The sequence below is a fragment of the Shimazuella soli genome (assembly GCF_022511585.1).
GTDB lineage: Bacteria > Bacillota > Bacilli > Thermoactinomycetales > Thermoactinomycetaceae > Shimazuella > Shimazuella soli.
This window is the reverse complement of record NZ_JAKWBN010000002.1, coordinates 173,669-188,062: the sequence shown is the minus strand read 5'-3', so window position 1 is coordinate 188,062 and position 14,394 is coordinate 173,669. Positions and strand designations below refer to the sequence as shown.

13 protein-coding genes are annotated in these 14,394 nt (G+C 40.7%); 3 read left to right on the top strand and 10 right to left on the bottom strand.

The window, feature by feature from the left end:
- The first annotated feature begins 72 nt into the window (after window positions 1–72).
- Window positions 73–642 (top strand): UbiX family flavin prenyltransferase, encoded by a 570-nt coding sequence (locus MK805_RS05875; protein ID WP_240874664.1) that lies wholly within the window; start codon window positions 73–75, stop codon window positions 640–642.
- Window positions 643–865: 223 nt separating this feature from the next.
- Here the strand turns inward: MK805_RS05875 and nrdJ are convergent, their stop codons facing one another.
- The 7 genes from nrdJ to MK805_RS05840 form a co-directional block, all read right to left on the bottom strand.
- Window positions 866–3,130 (bottom strand): ribonucleoside-triphosphate reductase, adenosylcobalamin-dependent, encoded by a 2,265-nt coding sequence (nrdJ, locus tag MK805_RS05870; RefSeq protein WP_240874663.1) that lies wholly within the window; start codon window positions 3,128–3,130, stop codon window positions 866–868.
- A gap of 315 nt (window positions 3,131–3,445) precedes the next feature.
- Window positions 3,446–3,880, bottom strand: coding sequence for a DoxX family protein (locus MK805_RS05865; RefSeq protein WP_240874662.1), 435 nt, complete (start codon window positions 3,878–3,880; stop codon window positions 3,446–3,448).
- A gap of 20 nt (window positions 3,881–3,900) precedes the next feature.
- Window positions 3,901–4,494, bottom strand: coding sequence for a TetR/AcrR family transcriptional regulator (locus MK805_RS05860; RefSeq protein WP_240874661.1), 594 nt, complete (start codon window positions 4,492–4,494; stop codon window positions 3,901–3,903).
- 152 nt (window positions 4,495–4,646) lie between these two features.
- Window positions 4,647–4,949 (bottom strand): hypothetical protein, encoded by a 303-nt coding sequence (locus MK805_RS05855; protein ID WP_240874660.1) that lies wholly within the window; start codon window positions 4,947–4,949, stop codon window positions 4,647–4,649.
- A gap of 116 nt (window positions 4,950–5,065) precedes the next feature.
- Window positions 5,066–6,634, bottom strand: coding sequence for a M2 family metallopeptidase (locus tag MK805_RS05850; RefSeq protein WP_240874659.1), 1,569 nt, complete (start codon window positions 6,632–6,634; stop codon window positions 5,066–5,068).
- Window positions 6,635–6,659: 25 nt separating this feature from the next.
- A complete protein-coding gene (locus MK805_RS18010) occupies window positions 6,660–7,601 on the bottom strand; it encodes an aromatic acid exporter family protein (protein WP_240874658.1) in 942 nt (313 codons plus the stop codon).
- A 142-nt stretch (window positions 7,602–7,743) separates the two neighbouring features.
- On the bottom strand, window positions 7,744–10,095 hold the full coding sequence (locus MK805_RS05840; protein WP_240874657.1) for an endonuclease MutS2: 2,352 nt from the start codon (window positions 10,093–10,095) through the stop codon (window positions 7,744–7,746).
- A gap of 97 nt (window positions 10,096–10,192) precedes the next feature.
- Here MK805_RS05840 and MK805_RS05835 point away from each other — a divergent pair, with 97 nt between their 5' ends.
- Window positions 10,193–10,528 (top strand): phage holin family protein, encoded by a 336-nt coding sequence (locus MK805_RS05835; RefSeq protein ID WP_240874656.1) that lies wholly within the window; start codon window positions 10,193–10,195, stop codon window positions 10,526–10,528.
- Between the two features lie 34 nt (window positions 10,529–10,562).
- Here the strand turns inward: MK805_RS05835 and sleB are convergent, their stop codons facing one another.
- A complete protein-coding gene (gene sleB / locus MK805_RS05830) occupies window positions 10,563–11,282 on the bottom strand; it encodes a spore cortex-lytic enzyme (RefSeq protein WP_240874655.1) in 720 nt (239 codons plus the stop codon).
- A gap of 199 nt (window positions 11,283–11,481) precedes the next feature.
- Here sleB and MK805_RS05825 point away from each other — a divergent pair, with 199 nt between their 5' ends.
- Window positions 11,482–11,733 carry a hypothetical protein gene (locus tag MK805_RS05825; RefSeq protein WP_240874654.1) on the top strand — a complete coding sequence of 84 codons (252 nt, stop codon included), beginning with the start codon at window positions 11,482–11,484 and terminating at the stop codon, window positions 11,731–11,733.
- Here MK805_RS05825 and zapA read toward each other — a convergent pair.
- Together zapA and pheT are read right to left on the bottom strand one after the other, a co-directional pair.
- On the bottom strand, window positions 11,702–11,953 hold the full coding sequence (gene zapA, locus MK805_RS05820) for a cell division protein ZapA (RefSeq protein ID WP_240874653.1): 252 nt from the start codon (window positions 11,951–11,953) through the stop codon (window positions 11,702–11,704). The two genes, MK805_RS05825 and zapA, sit on opposite strands and share 32 nt — an antisense overlap.
- A gap of 12 nt (window positions 11,954–11,965) precedes the next feature.
- Entirely contained in the window at window positions 11,966–14,392 is a 2,427-nt protein-coding gene (gene pheT, locus MK805_RS05815; protein WP_240874652.1) for a phenylalanine--tRNA ligase subunit beta, read from the bottom strand.
- Window positions 14,393–14,394 lie beyond the last annotated feature (2 nt).

The following is a 14,394-nucleotide window of genomic DNA, read 5'->3' as shown; positions in this document are numbered from 1 at the left end:
TGTGAGTTCCCTGTAAAGAAATGTTGTTATAATAACAATATCTTGATATACAAAACGAAAGAGGACTCAAATATGACTGTACATAAACGACTAATCGTTGGAATCAGCGGAGCAACTGGTGTTATTTATGGGATACGCATACTAGAAGTTTTAAAGAAACTAGAGATTGAGAGCCACTTAGTTTTATCCAAAGCAGCTGAGATGACCCTGCACTATGAAACAGATATGAGTGTAAAAGAATTACGCAGTTTAGCAGATGTGAATTATGGGATTCAAGATGTTGGAGCAGCGATTTCAAGCGGTTCTTTTCATAATATGGGCATGATCGTAGCACCATGTTCGATCAAAACGATGTCTGCGATCGCTCATACCATAACAGATAATTTGTTAACTCGTGCTGCTGATGTAGCCTTGAAAGAACGAAGAAGATTAGTCCTTCTGCTGCGAGAAACACCTCTTACTGCTGCCCATATTAAAAACATGTTGGCCATAACAGAGAGCGGTGGTATCATCGCACCACCTGTTCCTGCTTTCTATATTCGTCCGAATACGCTGGAAGATATCGTAAATCATACTGTTGGACGTGCCCTTGACCTTTTTGGAATTGATACAGGTACAGTCGAACGGTGGGGAGAAAAATAAAACAAGCATCCTCTATCGCTTAAGAGGATGCTTGCTTTTTTGATTGTAAAATATATTGTGCTCCTAATTTTGCACTTGCCATCGAACTATCTGCTAACCTGCCTTCTTTTCCTACCCATACTTAAAAAATGCGCGGCTTTCATGATATCATTATCGATATTTTTGCACAATATTTTACTACTAAGCAAAAAAGCCTACATACAAGCGTAGGCTTCTTACAACATCATCTTATTGGACAAACTCCACCTTTACATTCTCCGATGACATCCGCATCGTCCTCTTCGGAAATTCTCACTTCTCCAAGCAATTCCCAAGGTTTTGCGGCTATTTTTGCTTTCTTTTTCTCATACTCTTCTTTCGTAATAGCTTCCAATGGCATTTGTGGATACGTATTGGAGTCATGTGGCAGAAGAGATGTAGATTTTAGTATTTGCTTTGACTGTTCGAGTACTGCCGCGATTTCTGCAATATTATTTTCTTCATTGCCTGCTTCTTTATTAAAGGTCAATGTTGCAGAAACTGCATTATCTGACCAGTAAGACTGTAGCAATGCTTGTACTGCTGCTTGCTCTGCTAAAGGAACATCGTTTTCCGCTTGAAATTTTGGATGTTCAGCAGTAGGTGCTTTTGTTGGAAATTCAACGACAAGGGTATGCTGATCAATTTTTGGACTTCCATCTTTTTGGAAACCTGAGATTACCGGCTCCACATAATATCCACACTCGATTAAAGCTGGAATCAGAGGGGAATTTGCTGAAAAGCGCACCCGGCGAATCATATATTTAGACCAGTGCCAATGCATACCAGGGCTAACACCCATGAGTAAGGACATCGAACCGGAAGGTTTCACGGTAGTAAGTTTAATAGATGGTTTTGCTCCTAATTCCTCGGCATGAGTCAAGTTCGTTTCTTTGACTGCTTGGTACAATCTATCCAATGCTACTTCCACATCTTTATTGAAAATAGGTTGATTTTGGTCGTCAAATCCGAGCACAGCTCGATCTCCAAACTTCATCAGTACCCAATCGGCAATACCCGTGATACCGACTCCTAATCGACGATGTTTTTCGATGATATTTCTCGTCACTTCCCATTCATAGTTACGAAAAGTGATGCGATATGCGTATCGCGCAGCCAACCAACTGGCTTCATTGTACAGGTTGCTGTCTTCTTTTCCCCCATCGATCAGTTCATGTATTTTCGGTAAGTTGATCTCAAATAAATTGCATGGGGAGGCATTTGGCAGCGTGATTTCCCCACATGGATTGAACCCTTCGACTTCTCCATCGATATTTTCTTGTAATCCATCGGCAATTCTTCCATGGTGCTTAGAAAGTTCAATATTGACGATACCCGGTTCCCCATTGTAGTAGATATTTTTTGCCATTTCTTCTAAATCTGCTGGTGTTACATCTTCGTCAATCGCAACACTGTTGTTGCTAGCCCAACGCCATTGACTTGCCTCTTGATTTTTCTCCAGGCTGTAGTTTTTTGATTCAATAAAGTCCTTGTCTTCTTTGTCTCCAATCAAGATAAGGGCGGTACGGCGGACATTACCAGCAACAACACAACAACCGATATTTTGGATGATGTCCCCCCACTCCACAGAAGTAACTTGTTCTCCCACTCTTTTATTGAGAATATCATTTACTTTTCCCAGCATTTGCACAAGCGGTGCAGGGCCGCTAGCGACACCGCCAAATCCTTTTATTTCGGAACCACGAGGGCGGACTTCTGAGATGTCCAAAACAAGATACTTATTTTCTTCAATAAAATGAGAATCGATCACCAATTGGAGTGCTTCTGCCCATCCTTCTCTGCTATCTTTTACTCGGTAGACAGAGTCATCATTTTTGGCAGCTATGGGAGTTACTCCTAAAGCATTTAGTTCCCCAAAATAATCATCATGGTCTGGATCACTGATAAAATAAAGGGAAATCTCATTTTTTACTTTTGGCATTAAATTTGTATTTTTCCGTTGCAGATTTACGCCAACACCTCCACCTTTCATTGCTTGATCAAAGGTAAATACGGCAGGCATGGACGGCAATAGTTCATCAATGGAACCAATTGCTGGTTTAATCTTACTCTCTCCATATTTTTGTGGTCGCATGGAGACAAACCAACAATTGTTTTCAGCATCTCCTATTTTCTCCGCATAAGCCGTTCCAGACATCCATAGTCCGCGTCCTGGTGGTGTAAGCACAAGATTAAACATCAGATGGTAAAATCGTTCCATCTCTTCCCGTAAGCTCGCTTCTCTTTGGTAGTTCCATTTGCCAATCTCTTTAAGACGCTTCTCTTCCAGTGAAAAGTTACCTTCGGTTACTCGCTTTACTGTTTCCCACCAAGCTTCTTGTGTCCCATCTGCTTTTTTTCGGGAATATGTGCGTAAGTAAACCATATATCCGAGACCTTCAAAGCCCCACTTTGGATTTTTGCCTATGTATTGCTCTAAAAAATTATCAGATAAGTGCATTTGTCTCATTTCCTTTTCTCGCTATTTATGGATAGGTATCGATATCGATATGTTTTAAGTTTGATGCAGATATAACTGCTAGCAATCAATATGTAGCCCTACTTGAGTATAACTCATACTATATATTGAGAAAAGGGGGTAAACGGAAGTGAAAAGAATCTAATTTTTCGTGCAATAGGGGAACACTAGAAAAGTACTTTCTTCTTTCATTTTGTTATTATCAATCGAAAAATCTTCCTATATTCCTTAGAGAAACCAAAAAAGAAACCGTTCCCCTTATTTTCTGAAAAGGTTTCTTTTTATTTCTCTTATAACGTTCTGCCTTCACCCTGCCAACAAGACAGCAACTAGGAAAATGATTTGTAAGATAGTGCGAATCACGATTTTAGGCGTCGGTTGTCCAGCTATCGTCAATCCTTCTCGTGCTGCTTTTATATTTGCGGGAAACATCGCGACCAGCATAATTGCTAATCCCAATGAAGCGTATACAGATGTTTGGGGAATCAGAATACCGATAGCCCCTATAATCTCTAACCATCCTGTAATAGTTACCAATAAATCTGGATTTGGAAACGAACTCGGTACCATACGAATTAAATCTTCCCGACGTTTTCCCCAGTGAGCAGATGCAGTGAGCAAAAACATCAATGCTACTCCTGCCTGTAAAGAAGTATGCCACTCATTAAAATACGCAACTCCAGCAAATCCAATCAAACGAAAAATGACAAATGAAGCAAATAACGCAATCAAAGGTGCCATTTTCGCTCCTCCTCATTCTATTATTTTTTCTTTCCTAATTGCTGGTTAATAATCGAAATAAAATCGGAAACCCCAAATGAAGCTTCTACTCCAGGGATAGCAGAGCGTAACCGAATTCCATAAGAGATCAAGACAAATATTTCGGCGGTTTTTATAGCATCAAGTTCTTTGGGTATAACGCCATGGATTTGACCTTGTTCAATCCATATTTTGGAGTAGGAAAAAGATTGAGCATAAAAACGGGTGAGCACTTCTCCAACCATGGGTTGTTCTGCTTTGCTGAGTAGATACATCCATACTTGATTGGTGATATCATTTTTATCTTCTAACTCCCATAAACTATCCGCAATTTGTTTCATAGGCTGTTCAAAGTTTGGATTTTTAACCACTTGCTGCATAAATCCTTCATTGACTTGCTCTAAGCGATCTTGCAAAACCCATGCAAACAGTTCATCTTTGCTTTTGATATAGTGAAAAATAGCCCCTTTGGATAATCCCGAATTGTTGACGATATCAGCCATTGTAACTGCTTCGCATCCCTTTGATTGAATGAGGGATATTACCGTATCAAGCAATAATTTTTTGGTTTGGGAACGACGTTCTTCTTGTCTCATGTGCTTACCTCCATGTACTTTCATTATATATACCGACCATCGGTTTGTAAATGAGTTTTAAAAAACCTAGGCTATTATTTTCCTAGGTTATCTTTCGGGACTCCTGAGCGGCGCTTACGCACCACTCAGGATCGGGATCATGCAGGCTGGTGTCAGCCTACGATCAGCATCTTCGCCGCCTTGACAGTCAGCGACATTTCTCCCGTAGAGGGCATGAAGCCGCGCTGTCCGCTGTCGTTGCTCAGTAGGACGGAGCCACCCAGCGGTAGCGTGAAGCGGATTTCTCGACCATTCTCTTCTCCAGTGGAGGCAGCGTTGATTTCCTCAACTCCTCGAATGGTGAGATTGCCACCACTCTTCCCGAAGTGGAAGGGGATGCTGGAGTTGTCTCCAAACATCTGCCCGTCGAAGATGATGAACTCCTGGACACAAGTTTCTCTGGTGTTCTCAGTCATGATTCCCTTGTTGTGAGTGGAAGGTCGATGTACCTTCTGTGGCATTATAGCACAAAAAATATAATCTTCTTTGTAATGTTTATATGAAGTCTAATAATTTTTAAACAAGCACCTCATCATAACACAAACTGTTTCACAAAATATGCTGGATTTAAGGCTTCTCCTGTTGCTCCTTTGATCAATCCACGCCAATCGGTGCGGTCACCTGGTTGAAATACTTTTTGGATAAAGAACTGTCCTGTCTGCTCTGTAAAGATTTCCGATGAAACATGGTCTTGAATATAATAATGCATTTGCGAGGCCATCAATTCCCCAAGCAAATAGTTTTGATAGTAAACAGGTGCAATCGTGAAGTGAATTTTTGCCGCCCAATGGGGATAATCTTGATCTTTTGGCGGCTCTACTCCTTGGATGTCTTTGACCAATTTCCACCAAAGTGTATTTAAGTCTTGATCTGGATTGCGATACAGCTCTCTTTCAAAAAAGACAAATGTGATTATCCAACGAGCCATGATCAGCATCTTTCGCTGCTGCATCTTTCGCTGCTGTGGCATCCACGATACAAGTTCCTCTTTGGATAATCCCATAAATTTATGTAACCATTCTTCTTCTTTTGCCATTCTCCCAAAAAACATGGCCACAGCTTCTGTTGTAAAGATATGAGCATGGGTACGCAGGGTGAATGGCAGATCACGATCTACGTATTTATCATAGACAGCATGACCAAATTCATGAAGCATCGTCTCCAGCCAATATTGATTCGGTTGAATATTGCACAATACCCTTACATCACCTTGACGATCCATATCTAAGCAAAACGCATGTTGATTTTTATTTGGACGTTCATATAGATCGCTTTTTGCGAGTAAATCACGGATTTCCATACCTAGTGAAGAAAAAGTGTCAATGGTAAGCTGTTCGATATTTTTTCCTTTTAAATGCGGGGTTAAATCTGTCCCTGGGATAGACGGCGCCTCTTGGAAAAATGGATCATGATAGTGCCACGGATATAACACTTTATCAGTAATGCCATATTGGTGTCTCAATTCGTCATCCAACTCTGCCTTAACGCGTTTAAATGGTTCGTCTGTTTGACGAACAAGGTCTTCAAAAATAGCAAAAACTTCCTCAAGATTTAATTCTGCCAACTCAAAAGACATTTCATAGTGATCTTTGTAGCCAAGTGATTGAGCTGCTTTATTGCGCAGTTTTACCAATTGAATTAACCCATTCTCTACTTCTTTTCCGATCTGCTTACTCGCATGCCATATTTTTTCTCTTCGTTCGATATCTGTGCTTGTCAAGAGCGTTTCCCGAATGGTATTTTCGGTTACTTCTTTTCCATCCACTTTCGCTCGGAATGTATTAAATTGATTGCTCAAAGTAGAGGAGAGTTGTACCAATTCATGAATAAATTCTGAAGAAAGCTGATTGGAGAACGCATCTTGATACAGACGCTCCACTTGTCTTGCTTCTAAGCTGTCTTTTTTGACTTCTTGTCGCAGTGCTTTCAACTTTTCAAATCGTTCTTTGTCAGAGACATATTGACGGTACGCTTTCTCTGCCTCCATCTCCGCTTTCTGCCATTTTTCTTCTCCTGTCGTATTCACATTCCACATGGCTTCACTTAAAGTCCTCAGCATGGAACTCAATTTTTTATTTTCCTCATGAAGAAAACGATCCATTTACGGTTCCCCCTATCTTACACTATTATTTTGCCAATCTTTTTTTGATTTTTAAATATCTCCTTATCTCATTCATGATCAAGAAAAGTGTAGCTCTCATATGAAATTCTTCTTCTGTACTAGGCAGCGGCATATTACGGTACTCTTCGGTCATTTCCTTTAGCTGTTCCAAATAAATATCTGCGGTATTTCCCGGGTGAACCCCATCTGCCAATTGATCTAAAAAATCTGCTAGTTTTTCACCTTGATCCGAATAGGGGTGAAATGAGACCAAATGAGGAATCAAATGATCAATCACATCAAATTGTTTATCTCTCATTTGAAAATAGCGATAAAACTTTAACTCCTCTTCATCGAAACGATTTTCTACATTGTGTACAGATCTTTCTTTCGCTTCTTTTAATAGTCTATTTGTCTCGACGATCTCCATACCACTCCAATCATGGTCTCCTTCACGCAAATATCGCGCCATCTCATGGAAAATAATCCGGAAATTTTCTTCAATTTTTTGTTGATACCGCCGCAGCTCTTGGTCTGCACTGGGCATAAACAGATTGAGCAGCAAACCAACGGTTATTCCGATTATCATCAGAGCAATTTCATTAATAACAAGCTGCCAGGTGATATGTTTCATTACGTATAAATGAAAGATAAACACAGAGCTTGCAATAACACTCTCTTTTGCTTTTAGCCGGATCATCAATGGAATACTGATGAGCAAAATAATCGTAATTGCCCAAGTGTTGTAACCCAAGAGACTAAATATGGCAGCTGCCACACTTAAACCAATCAAGCAAGCTAAAAAACGCTGCCATGCAATTTCATATGATTTTTTTCTCGTTCGTTGGATGCACAGCATAGTTACGGTACCAGCAGATGCGTAAAAAGTAAGCTGAAATGCTTGGGCAAGCGCGATGGATATACCCGCTCCAATAGCTGTTTTTAAGATTCTAGAACCAATTTTCACTATGTGTCACCTTCGATTGCTGTATCGAATAGAATTAAGTCGTTTTTATGTTGCATGATAATAGAACCATAGAATACCAATTATCAAAAAGAGCAGGGATACCCCGCCCAAAATCGGAGGTAAATATTTCATTCTCTTTCCCTCACTTTAATTCTACTACAGTAACTCCCAGACCGCCTTCACTATATTCTCCATTTCGAAACGCAGCAACTCGACGGTGTTTCGCAAGATAGGCATGAACTCCTTTACGGAGTGCTCCTGTACCTTTTCCATGAATAAGATGTACTTGCTTAAATCCGGCAAGGATCGCATCATCTAAGTATTTTTCAATATCGACAAGTGCTTCTTCCACCAATTTTCCTCTTAGGTCAATTTCTGATTTTACAAAAGACCGGCTGCGTACAGAGGTTATTGGCTTTGTAGCAGTTGCAGTTGATTTTAGTTTGGTAAGTCCGGAGCGATCTAATACCAACTTTAGAGAGCCAACTTGTACCCGATATTGATCATCGGCGAGCACCTCGACGACTGTACCTTTTTGTCCAAAGCTCTTCGCTTTTACTTCATCTCCAACGACCAATTGTTCCTTTTCGGGTGCAAATGTTTCCTTTTGTGCTACTAAAGTAACACCCGGATTGGCTTGTTGTAACCTGCTGCGTGCTTCAGTCAGCTTATGTTCTTTCACATCTTGTGGACGTTCTTTGGCCCACTGGCGAAGCTCTGACAACACTTCATCTGCTTCACGTGTAGCAAGATTCACGATCGATCGAGCTTCTTGTCTTGCTTTCTCTTGTAATTGAAACTTTTCTTCTTCCCATAGTTGCCATTTTTCGCGTATATCTCGATATAATCTCTCTGCTTCTTCTCTCAAAGATTGGGCCTTCATACCTTCTTCTTCTGCTTCTCGTTTCGCTTTAGCCAAAGAAGTGATTACTTCTTCTAGTCTGCTCTCTTCTTGCGATATCTCTTCTTTAGCCGCTTCAATAATTTCTTCGGACAATCCTAGTCTTTTTGCAATCGAAAAAGCATTGGACTCACCAGGAACACCGATTTCTAACTTATAAGTCGGGCGAAGAGTTTCCACATCAAACTGCACACTTGCATTTACTGCTTTTGGATGGGTATGGGCAAATACTTTTAATTCACTGTAATGAGTAGTAGCTACAATCGAACAACCTTTGTGAAGTACATGATTTAAGATAGCTACTGCCATGGCAGCGCCTTCGGTTGGATCAGTACCTGCGCCAAGTTCATCAAATAAAACCAAACTATGCTCATCTATCTCATGTAATATTCGAATGATTTTTGTCATGTGGCTAGAAAATGTACTCAAACTTTGCTCAATGCTTTGTTCATCCCCGATATCTGCATATACCCCACTGTATACAGGCATTATGGTTCCATCTAACGCAGGAATTGGAAATCCACTCTGCATCATTAGTGCTAATAAACCAACAGTTTTTAATGTTACTGTCTTTCCACCAGTATTTGGACCAGTAATGATGATGGCTTGGATATTATTCCCTAGTTCAAGATCGATCGGAACAGCTAATTCTCGATCAAGAAGAGGATGGCGAGCTTGTTTTAGCTTAAGTGGCCCATTTTGGATTATCTTGGGAACAATTGCCCACTCTATCCTTGCATACTCTGCTTTGGCAAATAATCCATCTAGTTCTCCTAAGATTGCTACATTTTCGGTTAATTCGTTGGTAACTTCTGCTACTAAGTTAGATAGAGCAGCCAAAATTTTGTCTATCTCTCGAGATTCTTCTAATTCCCATGTTCTCAGTTGGTTACCCATAGCCACTACAGATTGTGGTTCGATATACAAGGTAGCACCTGATGCAGACTGATCATGAATAATACCAGCAAGAGAACCTCGATACTCTGCTTTGATCGGGATAACATATCGTTCATTTCGAATGGTGATTAATGATTCCTGGAGCATTTTTTGAATCCGGGAAGAACGAAGCATCTGCTGTAATGTTTCTTGTATCCGTTGTCTTCCTGTAATCAGCTTTTGTCGAATTGCTCGAAGTTCTTCACTCGCTGTACTTTTTACTTCTAAATCTTCACTAATACATCGTTTTATTTCTGCTTCAAGATCATCCAAGCTGGCAATTTGCTCACAGTTCTTCCGCAAATAAGGAAGCGTTGCACTTTCTTCTGAAAGTTGACGCATTGCCGATTTCACTTGGCGACCTGCGTGAATCGTAGTAGCAATTGCCCAGGATTCTTCTATTTGCAAAATACTGCCTTTTGTTACTCTTATTAATGCTGCTCGAATATCTTCTAATCCATGAAGCGAGACCTCTCCTTTGAGACGCAAGAAATCCATCGCTTCCTGAGTGATCCGAAGTTGTTGTTCCACATGGAAATAATCAGAGGATGGCTTCATCGCTTCAATAGCCTCTTGTCCAAGTGAAGTCGTTGCTAAATTTTTAATTCTATTTTTTATCGTCAGATATTCCAATGCCTTCCATGACGAATCTTCCACTTTCCTACACCTCCGTGCCAGCAAACATTTTTATTATAACACTTTGGGAGTAAAAAACAGCAATGGATGCAGACTAGAGATAAGGAGGTGTTATATTTTGCGCCACGTAATTCGCTTTATTGTGTCTGCAATCGTTTTAGGTGTGGTTGCCTTTTTGGTTCCTGGATTTCGAATTGCTGGTTTTGGATCTGTATTGCTAGCTGCTTTAGCAATTATGGTAGTCGGCTGGTTGATTGAAAGCCTCACTGGACATAAAATAACTCCCTATGGCAGGGGAATTGTCGGGTTTTTAGTGAGTGCAGCCATTTTATATGTGATTCAATTTATCGTTCCGGGATATCGGATTGGTTTCTTATCTGCATTAATTGCATCGCTTTTGATCGGGATAATCGATATTTTTGTTCCTACAACAAGATCAAAAGCAACCTCATAGAAAAAGGTTACTGGATTCCGTCCAGTAACCTTTTTTATTTACAAAATATGTGTTTTCCGATCCTTTTAATTTGCGGTCTGCTCCAAATCCATTTTGATGTTGCCGTTTCTGGATTAAAGTAATAAGTTGCTCCACCTGATGGGTCCCAACCGTTGATAGCATCAGAGACTGCTTTTCGGGCTGTACTATTGGGAGTTAACCAAATTTGACCGTCTGCTACAGATGTAAAGGCAAGAGGTTCAAATATAATCCCTGAAATTGTATTTGGAAAGTGCGAGTCTTCTAAACGATTCAAGATAACAGCAGCAACTGCCACTTGCCCAGTAAATGGTTCTCCTCGGGCTTCTCCATATACAGCTTGGGCGAGTAACCTAAGGTCTTGAGCTGAGAATCCGCTGGAGGACTGCACGGGTTTCGTTGTCCTAGTAGTTCTTCCTGGTCTCCAAGCTTTCGTCGCTTGCCACAGTTTTAACTTTGTCTTTGCCCCTACAACTCCATCTGACTTCAAGCCAAATTTCCATTGAAACCATGTTACCGCATGTTTTGTTTTTGCTCCAAATGAACCATCTATTTTACCAGCATAGTATCCTAAATGCTTTAATCTTCCTTGCAATTCATAGACATCCCCACCACGGGAGCCATAACGAAGCGTTGTTTTCCCAAAAGGCTTAGCTTCTACGACTTGATTACTGGCCAAAAAAGGAACAAATAAGATACATATAAGGGTTACGACTACAACCCACTTCTTTCTCAACTGCCAAACACAACCTTTCTCTAGGTTGAAATCTAACAGTATTATTCCTCTTACGAATTTCCCTATACATGCTTAATTTTGTGAAAGAAGTAAGATATATCATTCTTTAATATTGAATATTGGAAATATAATGTTTAAACTGAATTCGAGGTCTCGTAAGGGAAAGTCCCTTTCGCCACCTCAGGAGCTCCAATGTCACTTGCCATCTACTTCAACGGAGCAGCTGATCCGTATATCGCAGGCTTGCTGCTTGCGGGATTCGCGGCCTGGCCTGTCTCCGCAATGGTCAGACGAATCTGGAACAGCAGAACCAGAAGAGACGCCAAGCAGTGAGCTCTGCGCAGTCGGGCCTCGTGACCCGGCTGCGCACCCATTCATACATAAAAAATCCACTCCGTTTAGAAGTGGATTTCAAAGTTTCAAATTGATTCATCTTCAACCAAATGCATGAGTTCATCAAACTCTTGTTTCAGTCGCAAAAATTCATCAGCTATGTTACAAGCAGATAAAACAGCTAATTTGGTGGTGTCTAACCGTGGGTTCATCTCCGCAAGTTCTCGCATCTTGTTATCCACAAGACTAGCCACCTCACGCATATGTGCCGGGTTAGCTTTGCTGACTATGGGGTATGATTGACCATATATTTCGACAGACATTTTATTTTTGCTCATAGGACCACCACATTATTGTCTCAATTTTGCCCCGAATGTCTCCTCTAGATATGCCACTACTCCACTATGTGCGTGTTGCACTTCATCATCTGTTAGCGTGCGATCATCAGATCGATAGACGAGATTAAAGGCAATACTCTTCTTACCATCCTCTACTTGTTTCCCTGTAAACACATCAAATAAAGTCACTGTTTTGAGTAATTCTCCAGCAACTGCTCGAATCCCTGCTTCAATCTGACTCACTGGAACAGATTCTTCTACGATCAATGCCAAATCCCGTGTTATCTCAGGATATCTCGGTATTGGATGATAGATGAGTTCATCAGAGGTTGCTTCTAGTAGTAGTTCTAAATCAAGTTGACATACTACTGTGTCATCTAAATCATATTTTTTACTCAAAGCTGGATGAAGTTGACCTAATATTCCTATCACTTGATTGTTATGTTTGATAATCGCGGTACGACCTGGATGGAAACCTTTAACTTGGATTGCTTCATAATCCACATCTGTAATATCAAGGCGTTCCAACAAAGTAGTAAGTACACCTTTTGCTGTAAAGAAATCTCCACCTTTTTGAGCTGCATTTGCCCAGTTAGCAGGATGATAGTTTCCAGTCAGCAAAAATGCAAGTTGAAAACGCTCCTCTGGAAGAGAATGCTGGTTATCATCGCTTGCAAGGTACACTTTTGCTAACTCAAAAATAGAAACATCTGTAACACCATGGTTTCGATTTCGAGCTGCGACTTGCACCAATTGCGGTAACAAATTAGTACGTAAGATTGCGTGTTCATTACTCATTGGCATCGCAATCGGTATAGACATATATGGTACCGTTAATGGGTACGCAATCTCTTGCTCTAGTGTTTCTGAGGTCAAACTATAGGTAATAACTTCATTCAAACCAAGATCTCGCAGGGTATGGCGAATTACTTGTTTTTTCTTCTGTTCCCATGTTCTTTCCCCAGGTTGTTGTTGTCCCCACAGTAAAGATGTAGGTATGCGGTCATATCCATATAAACGTGCTACTTCTTCAATCAGATCCACTTCTAAATTTATATCAGGTCGACGAATTGGAACTCTTACAACATATACCCCTTCTTCTGCGATTGCTGGAAACTGTAAACGTTCAAAGATATTTAAGACTTCTTCTTGTTCCAACTGTATACCCATAACAGTTGTGAGACGATCATGTCGAAGTGTTAAGTCGATGGCTTCCACTTCCCCAAAACCTTCTACTACGATCTCTGATGCTACTTCTCCGTAAGCTATCTCACGCAAAAGCTGCACAGCACGAGCTAAAGCAGGCTGTACTCGTTCCGGATTTACACCGCGCTCAAAGCGATGATTTGCTTCCGAACGAAGTCCAAGTTTACGAGAGGTGTTCCGAATCACTTGTGGATCAAAATAAGCTGATTCCAGTAAAATAGTAGAAGTCACTGGAGTTACTTCACTGGACTCTCCCCCCATAATTCCAGCTAAACCTAAAATTTCGTGACCATCTGTAATGAGTAACGTCTCATCATCACAAGTACGAGTAACACCATCTAATGTCACCACTTGTTCCCCTTCGGCTGCGCGGCGCACAACGATTTGACCATCCCGTACTTGTTCGTAATCAAAAGCATGTAATGGTTGACCTGTTTCAATCATGACATAGTTGGTAATATCTACAATATTATTGATTGGACGTATACCAGCTGTTATCAATCTATTTTGCATCCATTGTGGGGAAGGACCAATTCGTAAATTGTGAATAACTTGTGCGGAATAGATCGGACAATCTGCTTCACTTTGGATATTGATCGATAGAGGAGCGATTTGCTCTGGAGATTCTTCCACTTCCACTTCCGGTAAACGAAGCTCACGATCAAAAATAGCTGCTATTTCATAGGCTACACCGAACATACTTAAACAATCGGATCGATTTGGCGTAAGCTGCAATTCGATCGCTTGATCATTCATACCCAAATATTGTTTGATATCTTGACCAATACGAGCATCTTTACCAAGAACTAAAATTCCATCTTGTTGTTCTTTCATTAAAACTTTATCTGGTAGACCTAATTCTTTTGCAGAACAAATCATACCATTTGACTCGACCCCGCGAAGTTTTGTTCTTTTTATTTTTATGTCTCCAGGCAGTGTTGCTCCCTCCAACGCTACGGGGACCAACTGACCAGCGGCAACATTTTTGGCTCCACATACAATCTGCAAAGGAGTAGCATGCCCCACATGCACCGAACAAATATTCAGTCGATCTGCCTCTGGATGAGGGGTACAACTGAGCACTTTTCCCACTACAACACGAGATACACCAGCATCTCTTGTATAAATAACTTCCACTTCAATTCCTGTACGGTTTAGCTCTTCCGCAATATCTTCAGGTGAAATTCCTTTTAAATCTACATATTCCGATAACCATTCATATGAAACTAACATGT